23 protein-coding genes are annotated in these 24,853 nt (G+C 40.6%); 13 read left to right on the forward strand and 10 right to left on the reverse strand.

The window, feature by feature from the left end; all coding sequences use genetic code 11:
• Positions 1 to 51 precede the first annotated feature (51 nt).
• From gshB to QL986_RS11875, 4 genes are all read right to left on the reverse strand, one after another.
• Positions 52 to 1,002, reverse strand: a complete 951-nt coding sequence (gene gshB, locus QL986_RS11860) for a glutathione synthase (protein WP_024600818.1) — start codon at positions 1,000 to 1,002, stop codon at positions 52 to 54.
• 66 nt (positions 1,003 to 1,068) lie between these two features.
• Positions 1,069 to 1,803: a 16S rRNA (uracil(1498)-N(3))-methyltransferase gene (gene rsmE, locus QL986_RS11865; RefSeq protein WP_273001729.1), complete on the reverse strand. Its 735-nt coding sequence runs from the start codon at positions 1,801 to 1,803 to the stop codon at positions 1,069 to 1,071.
• Between the two features lie 70 nt (positions 1,804 to 1,873).
• Positions 1,874 to 2,347 (reverse strand): hypothetical protein, encoded by a 474-nt coding sequence (locus tag QL986_RS11870; RefSeq protein WP_013465845.1) that lies wholly within the window; start codon positions 2,345 to 2,347, stop codon positions 1,874 to 1,876.
• Positions 2,348 to 2,424: 77 nt separating this feature from the next.
• Complete coding sequence (locus QL986_RS11875) at positions 2,425 to 3,318, reverse strand: hypothetical protein (protein WP_290191568.1); 894 nt, start codon at positions 3,316 to 3,318, stop codon at positions 2,425 to 2,427.
• 78 nt (positions 3,319 to 3,396) lie between these two features.
• Between QL986_RS11875 and glnE the strand changes: the two genes are divergently transcribed.
• Positions 3,397 to 6,192 (forward strand): bifunctional [glutamate--ammonia ligase]-adenylyl-L-tyrosine phosphorylase/[glutamate--ammonia-ligase] adenylyltransferase, encoded by a 2,796-nt coding sequence (gene glnE, locus QL986_RS11880; RefSeq protein ID WP_290191569.1) that lies wholly within the window; start codon positions 3,397 to 3,399, stop codon positions 6,190 to 6,192.
• Between the two features lie 64 nt (positions 6,193 to 6,256).
• Here glnE and QL986_RS11885 read toward each other — a convergent pair whose 3' ends face one another.
• The 3 genes from QL986_RS11885 to tolC all read right to left on the reverse strand — a co-directional run bounded on the left by QL986_RS11885 (position 6,257) and on the right by tolC (position 9,521).
• A complete protein-coding gene (locus QL986_RS11885) occupies positions 6,257 to 6,829 on the reverse strand; it encodes a toxin co-regulated pilus biosynthesis Q family protein (protein ID WP_290191570.1) in 573 nt (190 codons plus the stop codon).
• Between the two features lie 37 nt (positions 6,830 to 6,866).
• Positions 6,867 to 7,790: an LpxL/LpxP family Kdo(2)-lipid IV(A) lauroyl/palmitoleoyl acyltransferase gene (gene lpxL, locus QL986_RS11890; RefSeq protein ID WP_290191571.1), complete on the reverse strand. Its 924-nt coding sequence runs from the start codon at positions 7,788 to 7,790 to the stop codon at positions 6,867 to 6,869.
• Positions 7,791 to 8,162: 372 nt separating this feature from the next.
• Positions 8,163 to 9,521, reverse strand: coding sequence for an outer membrane channel protein TolC (tolC, locus tag QL986_RS11895; protein WP_076922104.1), 1,359 nt, complete (start codon positions 9,519 to 9,521; stop codon positions 8,163 to 8,165).
• Between the two features lie 158 nt (positions 9,522 to 9,679).
• Here tolC and QL986_RS11900 point away from each other — a divergent pair, with 158 nt between their 5' ends.
• From QL986_RS11900 to rraB, 9 genes are all read left to right on the forward strand, one after another.
• The gene (locus tag QL986_RS11900; RefSeq protein ID WP_076922103.1) at positions 9,680 to 10,306 is read left to right on the forward strand and encodes an NUDIX domain-containing protein; all 627 of its coding nucleotides are present in this window, start codon (positions 9,680 to 9,682) and stop codon (positions 10,304 to 10,306) included.
• Positions 10,307 to 10,337: 31 nt separating this feature from the next.
• A complete protein-coding gene (locus QL986_RS11905; protein WP_013465838.1) occupies positions 10,338 to 10,796 on the forward strand; it encodes a DUF1249 domain-containing protein in 459 nt (152 codons plus the stop codon).
• Positions 10,783 to 11,568, forward strand: coding sequence for a metallophosphoesterase (locus tag QL986_RS11910; protein WP_013465837.1), 786 nt, complete (start codon positions 10,783 to 10,785; stop codon positions 11,566 to 11,568). Before QL986_RS11905 ends, QL986_RS11910 begins: the two co-directional genes overlap by 14 nt.
• Complete coding sequence (locus QL986_RS11915; protein WP_248473776.1) at positions 11,553 to 12,116, forward strand: YqiA/YcfP family alpha/beta fold hydrolase; 564 nt, start codon at positions 11,553 to 11,555, stop codon at positions 12,114 to 12,116. The genes QL986_RS11910 and QL986_RS11915 overlap by 16 nt, the downstream gene beginning before the upstream one ends.
• 20 nt (positions 12,117 to 12,136) lie before the next feature.
• On the forward strand, positions 12,137 to 14,026 hold the full coding sequence (parE, locus tag QL986_RS11920; RefSeq protein ID WP_013465836.1) for a DNA topoisomerase IV subunit B: 1,890 nt from the start codon (positions 12,137 to 12,139) through the stop codon (positions 14,024 to 14,026).
• 27 nt (positions 14,027 to 14,053) lie between these two features.
• A complete protein-coding gene (locus tag QL986_RS11925) occupies positions 14,054 to 15,148 on the forward strand; it encodes a PQQ-dependent sugar dehydrogenase (protein WP_248473777.1) in 1,095 nt (364 codons plus the stop codon).
• Positions 15,149 to 15,158: 10 nt separating this feature from the next.
• On the forward strand, positions 15,159 to 17,456 hold the full coding sequence (parC, locus tag QL986_RS11930) for a DNA topoisomerase IV subunit A (protein ID WP_290191572.1): 2,298 nt from the start codon (positions 15,159 to 15,161) through the stop codon (positions 17,454 to 17,456).
• Positions 17,457 to 17,612: 156 nt separating this feature from the next.
• A complete protein-coding gene (locus tag QL986_RS11935; RefSeq protein ID WP_262976698.1) occupies positions 17,613 to 18,326 on the forward strand; it encodes a 1-acylglycerol-3-phosphate O-acyltransferase in 714 nt (237 codons plus the stop codon).
• Entirely contained in the window at positions 18,326 to 18,661 is a 336-nt protein-coding gene (gene rraB, locus QL986_RS11940) for a ribonuclease E inhibitor RraB (protein ID WP_008110603.1), read from the forward strand. Before QL986_RS11935 ends, rraB begins: the two co-directional genes overlap by 1 nt.
• Positions 18,662 to 18,729: 68 nt before the next feature.
• Here rraB and QL986_RS11945 read toward each other — a convergent pair whose 3' ends face one another.
• Entirely contained in the window at positions 18,730 to 19,701 is a 972-nt protein-coding gene (locus tag QL986_RS11945) for a zinc transporter ZntB (protein ID WP_290191573.1), read from the reverse strand.
• A 250-nt stretch (positions 19,702 to 19,951) separates the two neighbouring features.
• On the opposite strand from QL986_RS11945, the gene QL986_RS11950 reads away from it, so the two are divergent.
• The 3 genes from QL986_RS11950 (at position 19,952) to QL986_RS11960 (ending at position 22,391) form a co-directional block, all read left to right on the forward strand.
• Positions 19,952 to 20,374, forward strand: a complete 423-nt coding sequence (locus QL986_RS11950) for an ATP-dependent zinc protease (protein WP_024600803.1) — start codon at positions 19,952 to 19,954, stop codon at positions 20,372 to 20,374.
• Between the two features lie 66 nt (positions 20,375 to 20,440).
• Positions 20,441 to 21,346 (forward strand): 30S ribosomal protein S6--L-glutamate ligase, encoded by a 906-nt coding sequence (gene rimK / locus QL986_RS11955; protein WP_024600802.1) that lies wholly within the window; start codon positions 20,441 to 20,443, stop codon positions 21,344 to 21,346.
• Positions 21,333 to 22,391 carry a succinylglutamate desuccinylase/aspartoacylase family protein gene (locus QL986_RS11960; RefSeq protein WP_262976696.1) on the forward strand — a complete coding sequence of 353 codons (1,059 nt, stop codon included), beginning with the start codon at positions 21,333 to 21,335 and terminating at the stop codon, positions 22,389 to 22,391. Before rimK ends, QL986_RS11960 begins: the two co-directional genes overlap by 14 nt.
• 98 nt (positions 22,392 to 22,489) lie before the next feature.
• Here QL986_RS11960 and QL986_RS11965 read toward each other — a convergent pair whose 3' ends face one another.
• Positions 22,490 to 23,065, reverse strand: a complete 576-nt coding sequence (locus tag QL986_RS11965) for a mechanosensitive ion channel domain-containing protein (protein ID WP_024600801.1) — start codon at positions 23,063 to 23,065, stop codon at positions 22,490 to 22,492.
• A gap of 64 nt (positions 23,066 to 23,129) precedes the next feature.
• Positions 23,130 to 24,848 carry a POTRA domain-containing protein gene (locus tag QL986_RS11970; protein WP_290191574.1) on the reverse strand — a complete coding sequence of 573 codons (1,719 nt, stop codon included), beginning with the start codon at positions 24,846 to 24,848 and terminating at the stop codon, positions 23,130 to 23,132.
• Between the last annotated feature and the right edge of the window lie 5 nt (positions 24,849 to 24,853).

A 24,853-nucleotide genomic window follows, 5' to 3' on the forward strand; every position in this document is an offset into this window, starting at 1 on the left:
TGACACGATAAGCGTCATCGCTTTATATCTTTGAACTGATTCAGTGATAATTTATTTATTAAGCTTTTTCTCTATGGCGTCAAATAAAATGCCGGTAATTGAAATATCGTAAGCGGCTTCAATTTCTTTTACGCAGGTTGGGGCTGTTACGTTAATCTCAGTTAACTTATCACCAATAATATCTAAACCTACAAATATTAAGCCTTTTTCTTTCAAAGTAGGGGCGACCGCCTTTGCAATCTTAAGATCTGATTCGCTAATTGGGCGTGCTTCACCACGACCGCCTGCGGCTAAATTACCGCGTGTTTCGCCATTTTGTGGAATACGCGCTAAGCAATAAGGAATCACTTCACCATCAACAACCAATACGCGCTTATCGCCTTGAGTGATCTCTGGGATATAATTTTGCGCCATGGCAAAGCGGCTACCATGCTCGGTTAAGGTTTCGCATATTACGCCTATATTAGCATCATCGGCTTTTACTCTAAAAATAGAGGCGCCACCCATGCCATCAAGCGGTTTTAAAATAATATCTTTATGCTGGGCTAAAAACTCACGGATTTGTTTTTGGCTGCGTGTTACTAATGTATCTGGCGTGTGTTCACTAAACCAAGCTGTAAAGAGTTTTTCATTGGCGTCGCGCAAGCTTTGTGGTTTATTAATCACTAATGTGCCTGCTTGTTCTGCACGCTCTAAAATATACGTTGCGTAAATATATTCAGTATCAAAAGGCGGATCTTTACGCATTAAAATAACGTCTAAATCAGCCAGCGCTATGGTTTCTTTTTCTTCAAGTTGGTACCACTTTTGTTCGTTATCAAAAACTTGAGCTTTGGCTGCAGTGGCGTAGGCATTGCCTTGACGCAGCGATAAATCATCCATTTCCATGTAGTAAATTTCGTAGCCACGAGTTTGTGCTTGCATCATCATTGCAAAACCGGTGTCTTTTTTAATATTAAATCCACTAATAGGATCTGAAATAATACCTAACTTAATTGCCATGCGCTGTGCCTTAATTTATGTGTTTTTTACAACTGTAATCTTGATATGTGGGTGCTTTTAGTTATTTCAATTAGCTAAATCGCCAAATTGTAATTGCAGTGCACTTAAAACGGTTAACGCTGCTGTTTCTGTGCGAAGTACTCGCGGACCTAAGCGAATATCTACAAATTCTTGTTGTTTAGTTTGCGCCATTTCATCATCGGTAAATCCCCCTTCAGGGCCCACTAAAAATCGCACGCCACCATCAGGAACAGTAATGGTTTTAATGCTGTGCTCGGCGCGCGGGTGTAAGGTTAATTTAATTGCATCGGTTTGCTGTTCAAGCCAGTGTTTTAAATCTACGGGAGGATTAATGATTGGTACAAAGTTGCGCCCAGATTGCTCTGCAGCAGCAATGGCTATTTTTTGCCATTGCTGGTGTTTTTTTTCTAGGCGGTCGCCACTGAGTTTTACGCCGCAGCGCTGACTAAAAATAGGCGTTATTTCAGTGATCCCTAATTCAACCGACTTTTGAATGGTAAAATCCATTTTATCACCACGGGATACACACTGGCCTAAATGAATCTTTAATGGCGATTCAACGTCATGAGGATTAAATTCAAGGGGCATAACAACCACGGTTTTTTTGCTCACTTCAATAATTTCACTGAGAAATTCACCCCCTTCACCATTAAAAATAGAAACCTGTTCGCCCACTTTCATACGTAGCACACGACCTACATGGCCTGCAGCGTCATCGTCAAGATTTAAAGGGGTGTTGAGAGCAATCGGTGATGATTGATAAATATGGGGCACTCGCATGGCAAATCACTTTTTTACATAGAAGTTATATCTCTCTATGGTAAGTAAGCAAAGGCTTGGGTGCAATTATTTATTTTTCATATTCGGGGGTTAAAAGCTCTGTTAACTCTTGTGCAGTTTGAGCTATGTCGGTATCACACGATAAATGGTTTGAATGGCATTCATCTTTTATGGGCTTAATTTCATACCCTTGATCTGTTTGAATAACCATATAGCGTTTTTCATGCAGTGAATTATAAATAAAGCGCTGTGTATCATCGGCGAGCAAGTAATCTGTTTGGTTAAACAGTACCCCCTGAATATTGTGGTGTTCGTGTAGGTAGCTTGCCAGCTCAGAAATGCTTATTTCGTTTTCAATATCGCAATAGCAATAATCTTTAACGAGTTCATCAAACATCATTTTAACCAGCTTTTGGGTGTTAGCCCCGGCAATAACGATGTCTTTTTTAGCTGGATCATTTGAGTTTATATAGTGTTTAATAAATGAATGGCTAAACTCGTTGTCTATATCAATTAAGAGATAACTCGCTGTTTTTATTTCCATATGCCTAAAGTCCCTGTTAATTTACCAGACTATTAAATAGGGACGTTTTGTAACGGCTTAATTTAACCAGTTTGGTACTAAATTGAAAACATACTTATAAGTAAGTAACCAATAGCACAAAATACAGCAAATTCAATACACGCAATACCAATATTATCTTGATGATCGACTTCAAGTGCGGTGTCGATATTAGGCATTGAAATAATTTTTATAATATACGTTAAACAGTATAGTAACAGCCACATCACACCGCAATGCATTACCAAGGTAAATAAGTTTTCTACCATTTTACCATTTTGAAAGGCCGCACTAGATAAACCAGCATACGCCGCAAGTGCTAATCCAATTGACTTACCCGCATAGCGAATACCAATAGAGGTATTTTCTAAGCCAAAATTACTTTGCAATGAGGCGCCTTGATTTGCTTTAGCAAAGCGGTATTCACGTATTTTACTGTCCAAAGCAAACATTCCTTGCAACACAAAAAAGCTTACTGAGGCAATTAATAAATTACTAAACCCCTGAGTATGTGTCCATGTATACAAACCCAGTGCTAAAATACAATTGGCAATAAGCATCCCCGAGTCAACCAGTGCAGCACAGACGTTTTGCTTTAGTATTGCGGCTTCTTCATTAAAGCGGTGTAATATCCATTTACGATGGATTAAATGCCCCATTTTTATAAATGAAAAGAGCAGCACAATTAACAAAATCACTTTTAATGGGTTTGATTGTGCGGTGCTAATACTAATTTCATCAAATAAAAACGCCATGGTGGCTATAACAACAGATATTTCAGAGGCAAAACTAATCCCCATTGCAAAGTTATCATGCTGCGCCAATTCTTCTTTAAGTGCTTGTTTTGCTTTTATTTGAGTAACAATTCTTAAACTGATGATGATGACACAAATAACCACAAAACTAATAGCAATCGCAACTAAACTAGTGTTAGATAATGACAAATATGACATGGTGTTCCTAAATAGATTTACCTTGATAGGTTTTTAACCATTCTAGTATGGTTATTGGTGAGATAAAAGAGGGTATTGATGAGTAACGACACGCAGCTTCCTATTGAATTACAAAAACTCGGTGAAACACGCTTTGCCGCGCTGTACCCAGAGCAACAAAACCAGCAGCAGATAATACGGCTATTGGCGTTAAGTGATTTTGCTTGGCGCAGCTTAAGCTCTCAACCTGCGCTACTGTCTTGGTTACTGTGTGAGCACGAAATTAAAAATAGAGAAATTTTAGACCCTTTTGCACAGCTAGATATAACTAAAATAGAAGAGAGTGAGTGCCATAAGTTACTGCGCCAATATCGAGAAAAATACTGGTTAAAGGTGGCTTTTTTAGATTTATGCTGCAAAAACCCAATTGAAAATAGTATTAAATATATTAGTGAACTTGCTAATAAACTGATCGACAGTGCTAATCAATGGGCCTATAAAAATGTCGCTAAAACCAATGGTGAGCCATTAGATGAGCACAACAACCCGTTACCGTTAATGGTATTAGGAATGGGTAAACTAGGTGGACAAGAACTCAATTACTCATCTGATATCGATCTTATTTTTGCATATCCTCGCAATGTTAAAACCCAAGGTGGGCGTCGCTCGCTTGAAGCATCTGTCTTTTATACTAAAGTTGCCCAAAAGCTAATTACAGCACTTAATCAATGTACGGTCGATGGTCAAGTTTTTCGCGTAGATATGCGTTTGCGACCATTTGGGGAAAGTGGTCCGTTGGTAATGAGCTTTAATGCCATTGAAGATTACTACCAAGAGCAAGGGCGTGATTGGGAACGCTACGCGATGTTAAAAGGGCGCTTAATTGGCACGCCTAACATTTATTGGCAGGAGTTTAATACGTTATTAAAGCCTTTTGTGTATCGCCGTTATATTGATTTTTCGGTTATTGAGTCGCTAAGAAAAATGAAGCTTATGATTGCCCAAGAGGTGCGTCGTAAGCGCTTAACCAATAATATTAAGTTAGGTGGTGGTGGCATTCGCGAAGTGGAGTTTATTGTTCAGGCTTTGCAAATGGTGCGAGGTGGCAGAGAGGCAAATTTACAAACGCAATCTTTATTAATTGCATTAAAAGAGTTAACACTAAGCCAAGTTATTGATGAGCTTGAAGCTAAAGATTTAAAAAGCAATTACTTATACTTACGCAAAGTAGAGCAATACCTACAAATATTTGATGATCAACAAACACAAACACTGCCCGATGATGAGCTAAATCAACAGCGACTCAATGTGTTGCTCGCTCAGGCAGATTTTGCTGCAACGCTTGTGAAAATAGAGCATGTGATGAGCCAAATACATAACGAATTTACACAGGTTATAGGCGAAGAAACTGAACCACTTGATACCTGTGAAGGGGCGTTTATTAGTGCTTGGGATCACGGCGATGTTAGCTTTTTAAATGAGCCCAGAGATGAGTGGCAAACACCATTATACGACTTTAAACAACGACTTTCTAAAGCTAAAGTAGGCAATCGTGGGCGCGATATTCTTGATAAATTAATGCCGGCATTACTTAAACAGTTAAACGACTTTAATGCCAGTGCTAGCGCCTTTGCAACGGTATGCCAAATATTAAATAAAATTATTTCGCGCACCGCTTATCTAGAGTTGCTGTATGAAAATCCGGGAACGCTAAAACAATTGGTTTTACTTTGTTGTCACAGTAAATGGATTGGCGAGCATATTTCATTATACCCCATTTTGCTCGATGAACTTATCGACCCAGCTGTGCTTTACAAGCCAACCCCATTAACTGCGTATAAAGATGAAATAAGGCAGTATTTTTTACGCATTGAACATGACGATTTAGAGCAGCAAATGGAAGCGCTGCGTCAGTTTAAGCAAACCCATCAATTACGCATTGCCGCAGCTGATGCGACGGGCGTTATTGATGTAATGAAAGTAAGCGATCACTTAACAGCATTGGCTGAAGCGATAGTCGATCAGGCTGTAAATATTGCGTGGTACCACTGCGTAAAACGCTTTGGTATGCCACCTAACACCGATGATGAAAACAAGGGGTTTGCGGTTATTGCGTATGGTAAAACTGGCGGTTTTGAGGTGGGTTATGACTCGGATCTCGATTTAGTCTTTGTGCATAACCATGATGGTACAAGCTACACCAATGGTGATAAAGCGATTGACTCAAGGCAGTTTTATTTAAAACTCGCACAACGATTAATGCATTTATTTAATACCCGTACCGCCTCAGGTATTTTATATGAGTTAGATACTCGTCTGCGTCCAGAAGGTGCATCAGGGCTATTAGCTATTAATCTAGAAAGCTTTAATCATTATCAGCAAACGCAAGCATGGACATGGGAGCACCAAGCGCTGGTTAGAGCGAGGCTGATTTTAGGTCAAGCTGAATTAGTAACACGATTTGCACAAATTCGCGCCGAGATATTGTGCCAACAACGTGATGAAGATACTTTAAAAGCAGACGTGATTAACATGCGCGAAAAAATGCGTGGCCATTTGGCTAAAGGCAATGTGCAGCAATTTGACTTAAAACAAGATGTGGGTGCCATGACCGATATTGAGTTTATAACGCAATACTTGGTATTAAAACATGCCCATGAGTTTACCCACTTATGCGATAATTCTGACAATGTGAGAATTTTAACTGATGCGGCTAAAATTGGCTGTATCAGCGATATTCAAAAACAGCAGCTTATTCAAGCGTATATAGACTATCGCTCACGCTATCATGTGTTGAGCTTAGACCAGCAAGGTCGCTGCGTTAAACGCGAAGAGTTTAGTGAAAATATCAATAATGTTAGCACGGTTTGGAAGGCAATATTTGGGCTAGATTGAGCAATTTAATGTTATGCGCTCAGCAATATTTGAGCGCATATCAACAAAATTAAACCGAATGTAGTTAATTGCTTAGCTTTAAACAGTTTGAGCGTACAAATTCAGACGGTAGCTCGGTAATCACCGCTGCACGTTGTTTAGGGCAGAAAAACGCATACACTTCATTTGAAAAGTCATCATTAATAGAGCGGCTAACGCGGTATAAAGCGGAGTTAAAACTGCTATCTATACGAAAGTGATCTTTTATTACGTAATCTTTGTCTAAGTACCACATTAAAGTAATACCTTCGTTATTAGCATATTGGGTCAGTACAGTACGCAAGGTTGAGTCACGTTGAAAGCGACGCGGGCCTACTTCTCCACTCCAATTTAAAGGCATAGGCTCTACTACAAAAGAGCGTTGGTTTAGCGCTCTGTCGAGGCTAAGATCGGGTTTTTCGAGTTCAATGACAAATTTGTCATTGTCTTTATTGACAGTAATTCTATCTCGAATTGATGCATAAAACCGCGATAACCCTTCAGCCGCAGCGTTAGTGGTTTGTTGATAATTAAGTGACGACGAACCATTTAGTAGAAAGTAAATAGCTGCACCAATTAACAATAAAGCTAAAAGTATATATCTAATCCAAAACCACATGGCTGTTACTCATCTTTGTTATTTTAATAACCCATCTTTAATAAAAAGAAGGGGCGTCTTTATCGGGTCGTGTTTTAAAGCGTCTATGTAGCCACATATATTGTTCAGGGGCGGCATTTATTGATTGTTCCATGCGCTGATTAACACGTGTTACATCGGCTTTATCATCGCCGCTCGGGAAGTTTTCAAGCTCAGGCTCGATTTCTAAGTGGTACTTTCCGTTGTTATCCCTATAAGCAATTAAGCTCATTGTTTCGCAGTTTTTACTACCTGCAAACATTAGTGTACCAGTGGTGGTTGCTGTATCGGGTACTGCGTAAAAAGGCACAAACTCACAGCGGTTACGGCCATAATCCTGATCGGGTAAGTAATAACACAGTTTTTTATTTTTTAATGATTTTAATAATCCTTTTACGTCTTTTTTTCCAACCATGTATTCATTAGAGCGAAGACGCCCATTGGTGGTAAAGTATTCCATAAGCGGATTGTTATGCGGGCGGTAAAAGCCAATACCTTGGCACTTCAAACCCATTACACGACTTGTCATTTCAAGGTGAAGTATATGTGGAACAAGTAATAAAACGCCTTTTCCTGATTGTTGTACGCGCTCAAAGTGCTCAAGCCCTTTTATTGATCCCAATACTTTTTTGACCCGCCATTGTGGCCACCACCAAGCCATACCGGTTTCAACCATAGCAATACCGGTATTTTCCATATTTTTAAGTACCAGCTGTTGTTGCTCAGCTTCGCTCATCGTGGGGAAACAGTGTTTAATATTAACTTCAGCAATATGCCTTCTGCGCTTCATATATTTATGAACCAAGCGTCCTAGCTGCTTACCCATAGCTAATTGTATTTTTTGCGGTAACCATGAAATGAGATATAAAAATAAGACACCAATCCAAGTTAGCCAATAACGAGGACCTAAAAAAGAGGCTTTAAAAGGGGATGAGTTGACCACAAAAATTTCTCTAAAAATAAAAGGCTAGGGTCTGGTGACCTTTGCGGATTAATATTTGTTCAAACTAGGGACAATTTAATCGCGGCGCGAGGTTTGTAACCTAGTGGGCTAAGTAAAAACCGAGCAACAAAGAGTTAATTGTCCCTAGGCAGAACCCTTCAGGCAGCGCCTGTTTGGCATTGATGCTACGTTATCGCCTATTTATGGGGAATAACCACACCACATAGACTCTGCCTTGCCTAAATACCAAACAGGCTGCTGCAAATTTAACCTTGAAAGGTCAACAGACCCTAGTTTAACGCTATGCGCTCAAAAATACAAAAAGCCAGCAAAAAGCTGGCTTTAGTAATTATTTATAATGAAGTCGTGTGTTTAGTTAACGGTATTTAACCCTTGGTTTATACCCACTAAGTCTTCGCGGCTTAATGTGCCTGTTGCTTGTTTTAGACGAAGCGTTGACACAACATAGCGATAACGCACATCAGCAAGATTACGCTTTGCGTTGTATAAGTTTTGCGTACTGACGAGCACATCAACAATGGTACGTGTACCCACTTCAAAACCCGCTTCCGTGGCTTTTAATGCGCTTTGTGCTGAAATAACCGCTTGTTCAAGCGCTTTATAGGTCGCAATATCAGATACCACTTGGTTATAAGAAGTAATAACAGAGCGAGTTACAGCACGATAATCCGTTTCAAAATCTTGGCTCGCAGCAACGTAAAATGCACGTGCTTGATCTGTTGCAGCAACCGTTGCGCCACCTGAGTAAAGTGGTACGCTAAAGTTAAGTCCAACAGATGTTGAATCTGAACGAGGCTGGTCGTCAAAACTAGCGCCATTTAACTCGCTATCTGTTAATGAGTCGCCGTAACTAGCATTTAAAGTTAGTTTTGGATAATGCCCTGCTTTAGCAAGTTCAATTTGCTCTTTAGCGATATCAACCGTTATTTTTGATACTTGCAGATTTAAGTTTTTGTCTTTCGCTATTTTAACTAAATCAGTTGCAGGTGTACTTGGCTTAACAGTAGAAAACGTTTCGGTGTTTAACATATCTAGCTTTGCATGGTATTTACCGGTGATCTCACGTAGTTGCTCACGGGCTGTTTCTACCGCATTATTAGCAATGATTTCTTGCGCTACTGAGTTATCAAATTGTGCTTGTGCTTCATGTACATCGGTAATAGCCGTTAAACCTACAGCGTAACGTTGTTTAGTTTGTTCAAGTTGGCGCTCAATGGCACGTTTTTCAGCTTGTACAAATTCAAGGTTATCAATAGCGCTTAATACGTTAAAATAGCCTTCAGCCACACGTACTATTAAATTTTGTTTAGCAAAATCGTACTGGCCACTAGCTTGCAGTGCTTGTTTGTCAGCAATGCCGAGTGAATTCCACGCGCCCAAATCAAATAGCGTTTGGCTTAAGCTAATACCACGTCTGAATTGGTCCGTTTCACTTTCGACTTTAACTTGGTTTGATAAATCGCCTATGCTTTGAAAAGAGGTCGAGTCACTTTTTTCATAACTCATGCTTAAACCAATTTGCGGTAATAGTGCGCTCATAGCGCGATCGCTTTGGTATGATTGTGCTTCAGCTTGGGCTTTTGCTTTTAAAACGGTAGGATCGTTGGCTGTTGCGATTTCAAAAACTTGAAGTAAATCTTCTGCATTGGCTACGGTTGAGCCCAATGCGCATGATAAACTAACCAGTGCAGCAAGGATGTTCTTTTTCATGTGATGTTCGGTCCTTAGACAATTTTTGTACTAGTAGCATGTTAACCTGTTTTAACTAATAACTAAAAAAAAAATTAGTAAAACAGCGTTCTCAAGTGTAACAGAATATATACCTAAATGACGTTGATGTATTTGCACCCTCAAAAAGGAAAGAATAGATGACGAATAAAAGTCGTATTAAATTTACCCATGACGATGTGAGATTAAAACCAATTGAAAATTTGTATGATGGTTTTTTTAAAATAAACCTTTATCAATTTAAGCATGCCTTATTTGCGGGTGGAGAGTCTGAGGTAATTCGTCGAGAAATTCTTGAACGCGGAGATGCGGTCGCAGTTTTACCTTATGACCCAGTAACTGAGCAAGTGCTGCTAATTGAACAAATTCGAATTGGCGCAATTAAAAGCAAACACACGCCTTGGCTGTTAGAATGTATAGCGGGCATGACCGATGGCAGTGAAGATTACGAGTCGGTTGTTAAAAAAGAAGCGTTTGAAGAAGCGGGACTTAATTTAACAGAACTTGAGTTTATGTTGTCTTACCTTTCAAGCCCCGGCGGTACTACAGAGCGTTTATATTTATATTTAGCTCACGCCGACTTAAGCCAAATTAATACCGGTATATATGGCTTAGACACCGAAGGTGAAGATATTAAAACGCATATTATGGATTTAGATGAAGCATTTGAGCGACTCAATCGTGGCGAGATAGATAATGCGGCTACGGTAATTTGCTTGCAATGGTTAGCACTAAATCGCGACAGAATACGTAAGAAGTGGGCATAGTTTTTAATTTTTTAATAGTAATGGCGGTATTTTGACAGCACTTTTAACGACTAATCGATACATTCAAAGCCTTCCAAAGTATTTAACACTTTGTGAGCATAATTACGTACGCCTTTTAAAATTACTACCTAGTGAACGAGCGATTGGCAGTGTTAGAGAAATCAAACTGGGCCACAGTGAATTTGCCATCAACATAGATGACAATGCCAAGTACACCCTTGATGTATCTATTAAACAGTTATCAGGAATGGTAAGTGGTATTTCGCCTTTGTATTTAACAGTGCGCTTATATAATGATGCTAAAGTAGCCGAAATTGTCCATCATGATTACCACCAACGAATCAAACCTTCCTATGGCTACCCTAATCCTAAGATGCATCAAAAAGATGAAAAATATCAGTTGAATGCTTTTTTATATGATTGGTTGGTTGCCTGTGTAGAGCGAGGTCAATCAACACTTAATTGGGATGTAAATAATGGCTTGGTTTGATGATACGTATTATTTTGAGCAAGCCCAGCTTCGTATAGCCCATATAACGGATTGTCACCTTTTTAGCGATAAGCAGGGCGAGTATTTTGGGGTTAACACCGCAGAACATTTTACTAGGGCACTTACAGATATAGCAAAACAGCAGCCTGATGCCTTGATATTTGGTGGCGATTTAACCCAAGATCACAGCTTTAATTCCTATTTATTATTTGCTGAACTGATTCATAATAGTGACCTTGATTGCCCCGTATTTTGGGTTCCCGGCAATCATGATGAAATTGATCAGCTCAATTTAATTAGTGGCGGGCAAATACAACGCGCTAAACATATTGTGGCGCAAGGGTTTGAACTGATATTAATTAATTCTAAAGGAAATACCCCTGCTGGGTGGGTGACGCCCTCGCATTTAGAGGAAATTATGGCGTGTTTAGTCGATTCAGATAATCGTCATATTGCATTTTGTCATCACAACCCATTGCCTATTAATGGCTACCTAGACAAACACATGCTAGAAAATGGGCCGCAGCTATTAAATTTATTAGTTAATAATGGCCGCGTTGATGCGCTGTTTCATGGGCATGTTCACAATGACTACCAACAGCAATTTAGAGAGCTTGATATTTACGCGACACCGGCCAGTTCCGTGCAGTTTACAAAGCACAGTGCTACTTGGCAGCAAGAAGATAAAGGGGCGGCTTATCGTATGCTGCACTTAAATGCTGAGCAACAAAAGGTGCATATACGCACGGACGTGGTATGGTTAAACGAGTAATCTATATTCACGGTTTTAATAGCTCTGAAAAATCATATAAAGCTGTGCGCTTTCGTGAGCTTATGGCACACTATGATGTTGATTATTGTGTGCCACGCTTAAATCATGAACCTATAGAGGCGATTATAGCGCTTGAACAACTATTAACACCGAATACCGTATTATTGGGCAGCTCCTTAGGTGGCTTTTTTGCCACGTATTTATCGCAGCGTTATCAAATTCCTGCGGTGGTAATTAATCCTGCCGTTGCCCCATATACATTATTAGAGCCTATACTTGGGCCTAATTATAATCCGTATCAAGATTATAATTACCAATTACAATCTCGTCATATAGATGCGTTAAAAGCATTAACGGTGACAGAGTTAAAACACCCTGAGCTGTTGTATTTATTACAGCAAACAGGGGATGAAGTGTTAAATTTTCAGCACGCAATAAAGTATTACTCACAATGTAAACAGTTAATTGAATTTGGCGGCGATCATAGCTTTAATGGCTTTGAGCGAGCTTTTTCAAGCATTGTCGATTTTCTTAAAATCAGATATTAGCGTATATAAAGATAAAAACTATGACTCAACAAAATTATAACGCCGAAGCCATTGAAGTACTTAATGGATTAGAGCCGGTAAAACGCCGCCCAGGCATGTATACAGACACATCGCGCCCCAATCACTTAGGTCAAGAGGTTATTGATAACAGTGTTGATGAAGCAATGGCCGGGCATGCGACGCGTATTGATGTCATTTTGCATGAAGATAACTCACTTGAAGTGAGCGATGATGGTCGGGGGATGCCGATAGATATTCACCCTGAAGAAGGTATTCCTGGGGTTGAACTAATATTCACCAAATTACACGCAGGTGGTAAATTTTCAAATAAAAATTACCAGTTCTCTGGTGGTTTGCATGGGGTAGGTATCTCGGTCGTTAATGCGCTATCTACCCGCGTGGAAGTAACGGTTCGCCGTGACGCACAGCAATTTAGAATGGCTTTTGAGCATGGCGATAAAGTTGAAGATTTAAATGTTATTGGCTCAGTGGGTAAACGCAATACCGGTACTACCGTGCGCTTTTGGCCAGATACCAGCTATTTTGATTCTGCTAACTTTTCACTGACTAAGCTTAACCATTTATTAAAAGCCAAAGCGGTACTATGCCCAGGTTTGCGTATTAAGTTTGTAAATAAACAAACGAAAGAAACCCAAGAGTGGTTTTATGAAACCGGCTTAAAAGATTACTTAGTAGAAGCAGTTAAAGGCTATGAAATACTGCCTAAAGACCCATTTGTAGGTGAGTTTTCAAGTTCTATTGAAGGCGCTGATTGGGCCGTTGTATGGATGCCTGAAGGCGGTGAGTCAACAGCCGAAAGTTATGTAAACTTAATTCCTACCGCACAAGGTGGCACCCACGTAAATGGCCTGCGCCAAGGGCTTTTAGAGGCGATGCGTGAATTTTGTGAATTTAGAAACTTATTACCACGTGGTGTAAAGCTCACCCCAGATGATATTTGGGAACGTTGTAGTTATGTATTGTCGGTAAAAATGCAAGACCCACAATTTGCAGGGCAAACCAAAGAAAAACTCTCATCACGTTCATGTGCTGCGTTTGTATCGGGTGTCGTAAAAGATGCTTTTAGCTTATGGCTAAATGAGCACACTGACACTGCAGAGTTACTTTCTGAATTGTGTATTTCAAATGCACAGCGTCGCTTACGCGCGGCTAAAAAAGTAGTTCGTAAACGTGTTACTTCAGGCCCTGCATTACCAGGCAAACTGACCGATTGTAGTGCTGCTGATAATGACCGCACGGAATTGTTTTTAGTAGAGGGTGATTCAGCGGGTGGCTCAGCTAAACAAGCGCGAGATCGTGAGTTCCAAGCAATCATGCCACTAAGAGGTAAAATTTTAAATACTTGGGAAGTAGAATCAGGGCAAATTTTGGCCTCTCAAGAAGTGCATGATATTTCAGTGGCATTGGGTATTGACCCCGATTCAAGTGATTTATCAGGGCTGCGTTACAATAAAATATGTATATTAGCGGATGCTGACTCGGATGGACTGCACATTGCCACTTTATTGTGTGCCTTATTTGTGCGCCACTTCCCACAATTGGTAAAAACTGGGCATGTGTATGTTGCTATGCCACCGCTGTTTAGAATTGATATTGGTAAAGATGTTTATTACGCGCTTGATGAAGATGAAAAAACGGGCATTTTAGCGCGTATAGAAGCAGAGAAAAAACGCGGTAAGGTAAACGTGCAACGCTTTAAAGGCTTGGGTGAAATGAACCCGCTACAATTGCGTGAAACAACCATGGATCCAAATACCCGTCGTTTAGTGCAGCTAACACTTGATGAAGAAGAACAAACAATGGAAATGATGGATATGTTACTTGCTAAAAAGCGTTCATCAGATCGCCGCCAATGGCTTGAAGATCACGGTAACAAAGCACAAGTTTAATAAGCCTTTGGGCTACAGGAGAGGCAAATGAAAAGACTATTTAGCACACTGTTGTTACTCTGCTTTATGTCATCGCCAGTGATGGCGAAAAATATTCTCGACAAGCTGACGGCTGCCCCAGGGTTTGAAATAAGCTTATTTGCTGATGATGTTGAAAATGCTCGGCAAATTGCAGTATCAAGCCGAGGTGTAGTGTATGCAGGTTCGCGTAATGCGGGTAATGTGTATGCATTGATTGATCATAACAGCGACGGCGTTGCAGATAAAAAAATAGTGATTGCAGAGGGACTGAATATGCCCTCGGGTTTAGCGATTAAAGACGGTGACTTATATGTCGGTGAAGTGCACCGTATTATTCGTTTTAAAAATATCGATAAACACCTCAAAAACCCTGAGTATGAAGTGTTTTATAGCGATTTACCGTCAGAGCGCCACCATGGCTGGAAGTTTTTACGCTTTGCGCCAAACGGCGAGCTGATTATTCCGGTGGGTGTTCCCTGTAATATTTGCGAAGAAGATCCTCGGTTTGGTCGTATTTTTTCGTTAAACACCGACACCAAAGAAATAACCACTTTAGCCAAAGGTGTGCGCAATACTGTAGGCTTTGACTTTCACCCTAGCACGCAAATGCTATGGTTTAGCGATAATGGCCGCGACATGATGGGGGATGATATTCCACCCGATGAGCTAAACCGCATCACTAAAGAAGAAGAACATTTTGGTTTTCCATACGTGCATGGAGGCGTTATTGTTGATCCGGAGTTTGGTGAAGGCAAAAACATTGCTGACTACACTCATCCTGCATTGGCATTAGGTGCGCATGTTGCGCCATTAGGTATTCATTTTTATACCGGCAAGCAGTTCCCTGATAGCTATAAACAACAGTTATTTGTAGCTGAGCACGGTTCATGGAACCGCTCTAAAAAGGTCGGTTATAAAGTGGCAGTGGCAACTATAGAAAATGCCAAGGTAACAAAGTATACGCCACTGATCACCGGCTTTATGCAAGACGAAACGACATTTGGACGCCCTGTTGCATTTGCACAATTAAATGATGGCAGTCTATTGGTAAGCGATGATTACGCAAACGTAATTTACCGCGTAAGCTATAAGAAAAACTAGGTAAGCTTTAATGAGTGATACAGATACCTTGCTAATGCAAGGAATTGAACAACAAACAATGGGGCGTTTTACCGAAGACGCCTATTTAAATTATTCAATGTACGTGATCATGGATCGTGCCTTACCGCACGTTGGTGACGGCCTAAAACCCGTTCAGCGTCGTATTATTTATGCGATGAGTGAGTTGGGGTTATCGGCAAGTGCTAAATACAAAAAATCAGCCCGTACCGTGGGTGACGTATTAGGTAAATACCATCCTCATGGTGATAGTGCCTGTTATGAAGCCATGGTACTTATGGCGCAGCCGTTTTCTTATCGCTACCCGTTAGTTGATGGTCAAGGTAACTGGGGTGCAGCAGATGATCCGAAGTCGTTTGCGGCAATGCGTTATACCGAAGCGCGTTTATCTAAATTCTCTGAAGTATTACTTAAAGAGTTAGGCCAAGGGACTGTTGATTGGACGCCAAACTTCGACGGCACCATGGATGAACCATTAGTATTGCCATCGCGCTTACCGCATATATTACTTAATGGTGTCACCGGTATTGCGGTAGGTATGGCAACCGATATACCACCGCATAATGTGCGTGAAGTGGCCAGTGCCTGTTGTTTATTACTTGATAAGCCAAAAACAGAGCTCGAAGAGTTACTGGATTTAGTGCATGCGCCTGATTATCCAACTGATGCTGAAATAATTACGCCTAAAGCTGATATTCACAAAATTTATAAAACCGGTCGTGGCTCAATTAAAATGCGCGCTGTGTATTGTGAAGAGCAGGGCGATATCGTTATTACTGCGTTACCGCACCAATGTTCGGGTGCAAAAGTACTTGAGCAAATTGCAGCGCAAATGAACGCTAAAAAGTTACCAATGGTGGCTGACTTACGTGATGAGTCTGATCACGAAAATCCAACCCGTATTGTAATTGTGCCGCGTTCAAACCGAATTAAAGCTGAGCCATTAATGGCGCACTTATTTGCCACCACCGATCTTGAAAAAAATTACCGCGTAAACTTAAACATGCTGGGCTTAGATGGCCGTCCACAGGTTAAAGATTTACGTAGTATTTTAACTGAATGGTTAACCTTTAGACGCGAAACGGTACGTCGTCGCTTGCAATATCGACTTGATAAAGTACTGGCTCGATTACATATTTTAGAAGGTTTACTGGCTGCCTTTTTAAATATTGATGAAGTTATAGAAATTATCCGCTCTGAAGATAAGCCCAAACCAATATTGATGGAGCGCTTTGATTTAACCGATATTCAAGCAGAAGCCATTTTAGAATTAAAACTTCGCCATTTGGCAAAACTAGAAGAGTTTAAAATTCGTGGTGAGCAAGACGAATTGGCAAAAGAGCGTGACAAATTAGAGCAAACATTAGGCTCAGACCGTCGCATGTCGACGTTGCTTAAAAAAGAAATTCAAGAAGCCGCAGAAATGTATGGCGACGATCGTCGCTCACCTGTTATTGAGCGTGTGGAAGCCAAAGCTCTGAGCGAAAAAGATTTAATCCCTTCAGAGTCTGTGACTGTTGTTTTATCTGATAAAGGTTGGGCACGGGTTGGTAAGGGTCATGACTTAGATGTAGAAGGATTAAATTACCGAGCTGGTGATGGTTATAGAGCATCAGCGAGAGGTAAAAGTAATCAGCCTGCGGTATTTTTAGATTCAGCTGGACGTGCATTTGCCACTGATGCTCATAGTCTTCCTTCTGCAAGAAGCCAAGGCGAGCCAATGACAGGGCGCTTTAACTTAACCTCAGGCGCAAGCTTTGAGCACGTAGTTATGGGTGAAGACGCTCAAGTATTGCTAATGGCTTCTGATGCCGGTTATGGCTTTATTACTGACTTTAAAGATTTAGTCAGCAAAAACAAAAACGGTAAAGCGTTAGTGAGTGTGCCAAAAGGTGGTGTGTTACTTTCGCCAATTCGCGTTAACGACGTGGCTACTGACTACTGTATGGCGATTTCTAACGAAGGGCGGATGTTGTTATTCCCACTGCGTGACCTACCTAAGTTAGGTAAAGGTAAGGGTAATAAAATTATTTCTATTCCGGGCGCTAAAGTACAAGCGCGCGAAGAGTTTGTAAAAGTATTAGCTGTTGTGCCGCAAGGCAGCAGTGTAACGCTGCATGCAGGTAAGCGTAAGCTGACCCTTAAACCAAGCGACCTTGAGCATTACCATGGCGAGCGAGGCCGCAGAGGGAACAAGTTACCTCGTGGTTTACAGCGCGTTGATGAAGCTGTGGTAGAGTTAACACCGCAACAAGTTGATGAGCCAAGCTCAGACGCAGAGTCAAGTTAATCTTGAGATCAAATTAGAAAACGGCTTACTCAGGTAAGCCGTTTTTTTATGACTGTTTTATTTCAGCGCACGCTTGTGCGCTATTTTCTCGTCTGCGTAACAAAATAACGTTATAATAAAACAATACATGATTGTGGTTATATTGGAGAGGCGCACTTGCTAGCTGTTATACGTATTTTAATAATGCTGTTGTTTATATTATTAAGTTGTTTTTTTGGTTTGTTGTTATCAATATTTAGACCATTTCATCCTAATAATGTGCATGTTATTGCAAGTTGGTTTGGCTCAATGACTAAAATGCTTGGGGTTAAATTAGAACTAAAATATCATCCTGATGCGCTTAAGGTGGGGCCTGCTGTGTATGTAGCGAATCATCAAAATAGCTACGATTTATTTACTATTCCAGCCATGGTACCAAAAAATTGTGTGAGCGTTGGCAAAAAAAGTCTTAAATGGATCCCATTTTTTGGTCAGCTTTATTGGTTATCGGGTAATATTTTAATCGACAGAGCAAATCGTTCAAAAGCGGCTGGCACAATCTCAAAAGCAGCGGCTAAAATAAAACAAAAAGGCTTATCGGTGTGGATGTTCCCTGAGGGGACGCGTAGTTATGGTCGTGGTTTACTCCCTTTTAAAACCGGTGCATTTCATACCGCAATGAGTGCAGAGGTGCCTGTTGTGCCAGTATGTATGAACACAACCGATAAAACCATTAAACTAAATCGCTGGGATAATGGTACAATTTACATTGAAATGTTAGCCCCCATAGCACTTGATAACAGTATCAGTGCCCGTGAACATGCTAAAAGTGTGCACAGTATTATGGCTGCTAAAATAACAGAATTAGATGCTCAAGTGAGAGAGAAATAATGGAAAACTGGCGTGAAATAAGTGAAGACATCGTAACTTCATTACTTGAAGATGGTTCCGATCCGGAAATTCTTTATGAAGTAGAACACCACTTTGTATGTGAAGATTTTACTAAGTTAGAACAAGCGGCATTGGCTGCGTTTAAACTAGGTTACGATGTAGAAGAGCCAGCAGAACTTGAGCTTGAAGACGGCGAAAAGATTTGGAGTTTTGACATTGTTGTTGAAGCCGAATTAGATGTTGACGTGATAATGGAAGACGTTGATAAGCTTGCACAGCTTGCGGTTGAATGCGACGTAGAATACGACGGTTGGGGCACTTACTTTCAAGAGTAAGGGTTACCAATGCAAAAGGCGAACAATGATATTCGCCTTTTTTGTGCCTTGTTGGATCTGTATTGTAATTACAGCCACTTTTTATTTTTAAAGTAAATACCAATCCCACCAGTCAAAACAACCAAAAACACCACAAATGCGGTAAATGCATAGGGACTTTCTGTTCCAGGTATACCGCCAACATTGACCCCCAATAACCCAGTTAAAAATCCCAGTGGTAAAAATAAAGCAGCCACCACCGACATTACATACATCCGCTGATTTAATTGCTCAGAGACCTGATTTGTAATGGTTTGTTGGATAACAAGTGCGCGCTCTATTGAACTATCGAGCTCTTCTAAATAGCGAATAAGTAAATTGGTGGTTTCATTTAGCTTGGCTTTATCATCGTCAAAAAGCCATGGGTAATGATTATTAACCATGCTACTGAGTGCTTCTTTTTGTGGTTTTAAGTAACGTTTTAGCGCGATGGTTTGACGGCGAAGTTGCGACAAGCCTTGATTATCAAACTTTTTACTGGGCTCATCAATTTCCTCTTCAAAATCATCTAAGCTTTCATCTAGCTCATCAATTACTGTTTGCATACGTGAAGTGAGCTTGTGCGCTAATGTACACACCAATTCAGAAATACTGCATGGCCCCTCATTAATATTCAACGAGGCTAGAATATCTTGCACTGATAATAATCGGCGCTTACGGGTAGTGATCACCACGTCTTTATTAATAAATAGGCGAATAGACACCATGTCTTCAGGGCTTTGCGCTGGATTTAAATTGATTCCACGTAAAAACAGCATATGGCCATTCATTGTAGGAGTAATGCGAGGACGTGTTTCATCTGCTGTGAGTGATTCAAGTTCGTAGTCGTTTAATTGACCGCAGTTTTTTAACCAATCTACGGCTTCTTTTTGACTGTAATCCATATGCACCCACAGCTTTCCATCAGTAGGTTGCCATTGGTGTAACTGTTTACTGTTTTCTATTGGGCGAGCCCCGCCTTGTTCATCAAGAATAAGCGCATGAAGTAAGCCATTGATCATAATAATTTCTCATAGATAGTATATTTTTAATACAGTTGACTGTAGTGTATTTAACTTAGCTTTACTTTGTAGAGTTAATCAACAAAAAATTGTTTTTTAGCCTATGGTTAAGTACATACGTTAGGGGGGCATTGTTAAACGAGTTAACTTAAAAGGTCAATCAAATCGGCTTATCGAGTAGATGAATTTATTTTGTTGGTGTTTTGTTGGCTGTAGCGTATAAAACACTTTTTTTACTAAGGGCACATTTATGACGACAAAAATAACAGTTGGTTGGCGTGAGTGGTTAAGTTTACCCGAGCTGGGCATCGAGCAAATTAAAGCAAAAATAGACACTGGTGCGCGTACTTCCTGTATTCATGCAATTAATATTGAAGAATATGAAGTGGAAGGCGAAAAATGGGTTAAATTTACAGCCCAACCATTGCAAGAAGACGAGCAAACGCAAATTACCTGCAATGCCAAAGTTAAAAAGATGAAGTACGTTACCAGCTCTAGTGGCCAAAAAGAATTGCGTTACTTTATTGAAACTACATTACATGCCGGCGAATTTAGTTGGCCAATAGAAATTACATTAACAAGTCGTGCGTCAATGAAGTTTAGAATGTTATTAGGACGCACAGCTATGGAAAATCGTATAGTCGTTGATCCGGCTTTATCACATTTATTATAAGAATTCGTTGAGTAGCAAACATACTTATATGTGCTTGCTCAACATAATTTAGTTAAGGTTTTAACTATGAAAATTGGTATTTTATCTCGCAACAAAAATTTATATTCAACGCGTCGTTTAATTGAAGCGGCTGAGCAACGTGGTCATGAAGTAAAAGTGATTAACGCGCTACGTTGTTATATGAATATAAACTCAGAGCAACCTGAAATTCATTATCGTGGTGAAAACCTAAAAGATTTTGATGCCATTGTTCCGCGTATTGGCGCATCAGTTACTTTTTATGGCTGTTCTGTATTACGCCAGTTTGAAATGATGGGTGTTTATCCGGTTAATGAATCTGTGGCTATTTCTCGTTCGCGCGATAAATTACGTTCTCTACAATTATTATCACGCAAAGGCGTAGGCATGCCAGTAACAGGCTTTGCTAGCAAGCCAGATGACGTAAAAGACTTACTCGAAATGGTAGGTGGCGCACCGGTCGTAATTAAGCTACTTGAGGGTACTCAAGGTATTGGTGTGGTACTTGCTGAAACACGTAAAGCGGCTGAAAGTGTTATTGAAGCGTTTATGGGTTTAAAAGCCAATATCATGGTACAAGAATATATTAAAGAAGCGGGTGGTGCGGATATTCGTTGTTTTGTACTCGGAGATAAAGTGATTGCTGCAATGAAACGCCAAGCACAAGAAGGTGAGTTCCGCTCAAACCTTCACCGTGGTGGTAGCGCTACACTGGTGCGTATTACGCCAGAAGAGCGTAAAACAGCGGTTGCAGCGGCAAAAGCAATGGGCTTAAACGTTGCTGGCGTTGACTTACTTCGCTCATCTCGTGGTCCTTTGGTTATGGAAGTAAATTCATCGCCAGGTCTTGAAGGGATTGAAGTGGCAACAGGTAAAGACATTGCGGGCATGGTGATTGATTTCATCGAGAAAAATGCTGCAAGTAAAGGAACGGCAACTCGTGGCAAAGGTTAAAATTAACCGGCCTTTCACCCTATTAGGTGAAAGTATTGGTGTAGGTGAACGTAAAACACTCGCGCTAGAAGCTGCAAAGCTTTACACCCATTCACCGCTTAATATTCCTATTGAAGTGGTTAACGGTGTAATGGAAGGCCCTATATTGATGGTGTGTGCGGCTATACACGGCGACGAACTAAATGGGGTTGAGGTTGTGCGCCAGTTACTGGCTAAAATCGACCCTAATCAGCTGCGTGGTACATTAATTGCGGTCCCGATTGTGAATGTATTTGGTTTTATTCATAAATCGCGTTATCTGCCCGATCGCCGTGATATGAACCGGAGTTTTCCGGGGTCTGAGCGTGGTTCATTAGCAGGTCGCATGGCGTATATGTTTTTTAACCAAGTAGCTGTGCATTGTACGCATATTATTGATTTGCATACGGGGGCGATTCACCGTACTAACTTACCGCAAATTCGCGCTAATTTAGCCGATGAAGCAACAGCGCAAATGGCTAAAGCCTTTGGTACGCCTGCGGTTATAGATGCGTCATTACGTAATGGCTCGCTGCGTAGTGAAGCCGCTAATTTAGGTATACCTGTTATTACTTATGAGGCGGGTGAAGCACTACGCTTTGACCCTATTGCGATTGCTGCAGGCGTGCAAGGGGTTGATTATGTTATGCGACATTTAAAAATGATACGCGGTAAACGCCCTAAAAAACTGCCTGATCCTGTGATTGCAAGTTCAACTAGTTGGGTGCGTGCTGAAGTAGACGGCATAGTGAGAGCGCAAGTATCGTTAGGTGAGCGAGTAATGAAAGGCCAAGTGCTTGCTTATATTAGCAGTCCGCTTGGCGATTCAGAACTTGAACTCCTTGCTCCTCGAAGCGGTATTATTATTGGCCAGCAAACTATGCCACTGGTAAATGAAGGCGATGCCGTATTCCATATTGCTTATTTTGCGCATGCAAATAGTTTGGTAGAGCAGCAGTTAGAAACGTTTATTGATGAGATAAATGATTTAGATGATGAGCTGAAAACGGCTGAACTAAATAATTAATACCAATTTGCTCAATTAAGTGAATTGGTATGACTCTATCTGTAGATATAAAAAACCGCCTTAGTTTTAAGCTAACGCGGTTTTTTAATAGGTGTTGTTTAGCTACGCGGTTTAGGGCCAATAATGCGTTTAATTTTAGGCGCTTTTGTTGGTTTAGGCTCCGTATTAAGCACTAACACCGGGCGGGTAACAAATAAGTTATTAGGGTAAATCACTCTGTGACCATCAACGTGTTCGAGTAAGACATTCATCAGCCCCATTTCAATAATACGCCCTTCAATGGCGTTAGCTCCATCCACAATTCTCACCCAATAACCTACACGGCAGTCATTTTGAATAAACATCAGTAAAAAAGCAGTTAAGTTGCTCAATAATGACCAAGCCGCAAACAGCGCAACACCTAACATGGCAAATAAGGAAGAGCCTAATACTAGTAAACCACGCAGCTCTATTCCCCAAAAAACTAACACTAAACACAACATAACAAAGGCGAGTATTATTTTTAATAGTAACTCTGCTCGGTATTTTCGGTGTAAATCGATTTTACCTCTAATGGCTTTTTCGAGTAACTTTTTAGTGAGCTTTAACAATAACGGAAAGCTCAACAGCGCAATCACGGTTACGATTAGCTTATATTGTGTGCCCACAAGCTCTAAAAGAGAGATTAATTCCAAAACGTATTCTCACAATAATGATAGGCGTAAAGTGTAACGCGTTAACTTTGTGCGCAGTAGTGATTTAAAAAGAATTTTTAACGCTCAGTAGCCACTGTACCGAGTCAACATCATCATATTTATTTAGTGGCGCGGCTATATCAAGGTGGATCATGGTACCCGCATTGGCGCGACTTGGCGCAAGGCGCAAACCTAAGCCCACATTTTTTAGCACTGGGGTGTTCTCAACTTGATACTGAGTGTTCGAGTCGCTGTTATACCAAGCTCGACCGATATCTAAAAAGGCCGCCCCTCCCACTTTAAACAGCTGTAGTAAGTCATATTCCCAGTAATAGCGCTTTTCTAAACTGACTAAAAAACTCCGATCCCCATGTTGAAATTCCATAGGATAGCCACGAAGTCCAGTTTCGCCCCCTAGGGTGAGCTGTTTATCATTAGTGAGGTTTTTTGCGTATTGCAGCCTTGCTTTTACATACCAAGATTGATCAATACTGGTATTTAAATAATATTGAATTTGGCTAGTAGTGAGCAAGTTTTCGAGCTGTTTTTTCTTGTTATTCCAATAGCCTTGAATATCTGCATGAAAACGCCAAAGGGTATGGTTAGTGCTAAAATGGGCTTTGTTAAAATTAAACGAGTACACAGCGCGGCTATCGTCGTTACTTATTGATTCATCGGAGTAGCCCAGGGTGGCTTTGATATTCCAGCCTAAATTTAAATCCTCAGTACGATAAATACTGTCAAAGTTACGTACTTTTATAAAGTTATCTTCAAACCAATGGCCGCTGATGTAGGGGTAACTTAAGCTTCTGTTTTCAGCCACTGCTGTAGTGGTAGAATCAATCGCTTTGAAAGTGTGTTGCTCATCAATATAACCAAGGCTCAAGCGCTGGGTCCAGTTATGACTAAGGGCTTTAGAGTGGCCAAAAAACACCTGGTTTAGGTCGGTTTTTTGTTCAAACTCACTAAACTTTTCACCTCTGATGTATAAGGCTTCTTCTCGTTGGGTTGAGTAACTCAGGACGCCATAACTATAGGGCGTATCGATGGCATAAAACGGGTAGGTTAGTTCAACTAAATGACTTTTGCCGTCGCTGTTGTCGGCATACTCTAAACGCCCTCGGTAGCGAGTTGATAAGATATTAGGATCATCGTAAACAAATAAATAACCATTTCGGTCACTGTCTGTTTTACGTGCAAACGATAACCGTTTGCCCCAACCAAATAAGTTAGATTCGCGAAAACCAATACTTGATTTATTTTCGCCACCACTGCGGCTAAAGCTAAGTTCGGGCAGTAAAGTCCATAAGTCTCGAGTAATTACTGTTACATCAATATTTCCATCACAATTTTCGTCAGCAATAATTTGTGCATCATATAAATAGTTTTTTTTACGCAGTAGCCGCTCAGATTCGGCCAAGGTTTTTTGATTAAAAGTATCACCCGCTTTAAACAATAAAATGCTTTTAATAACCTCAGGCTCAGTTTGTATATGTGCACGATTAGCAAAGCGAAACAGTGCGTTGTTTTCAGCTTCGAGTTCGGTATTAAAAACATTAAGTTGTTTAAGATTAATTGAGGCAATTTTAGCGTTACTATTTATCGTAAGCGGTGGAGGTTGAGACTCGATTTGTCGACGCAAGTTAATTGCAGAAGTTTTCAATGAATCGTCATTTTGGCAGCTTTGGGCTAGTGGCGTTTCTTGCGCGCAAACGCTGAGCATAAACATACTCAAAATAGAAAGGCTAAAACAACTACGTGCAATCCATTTTCTATTTAGCATTTACC

This window comes from Pseudoalteromonas sp. APC 3250, assembly GCF_030407915.1.
Classification (GTDB): Bacteria; Pseudomonadota; Gammaproteobacteria; order Enterobacterales; family Alteromonadaceae; genus Pseudoalteromonas; species Pseudoalteromonas tetraodonis.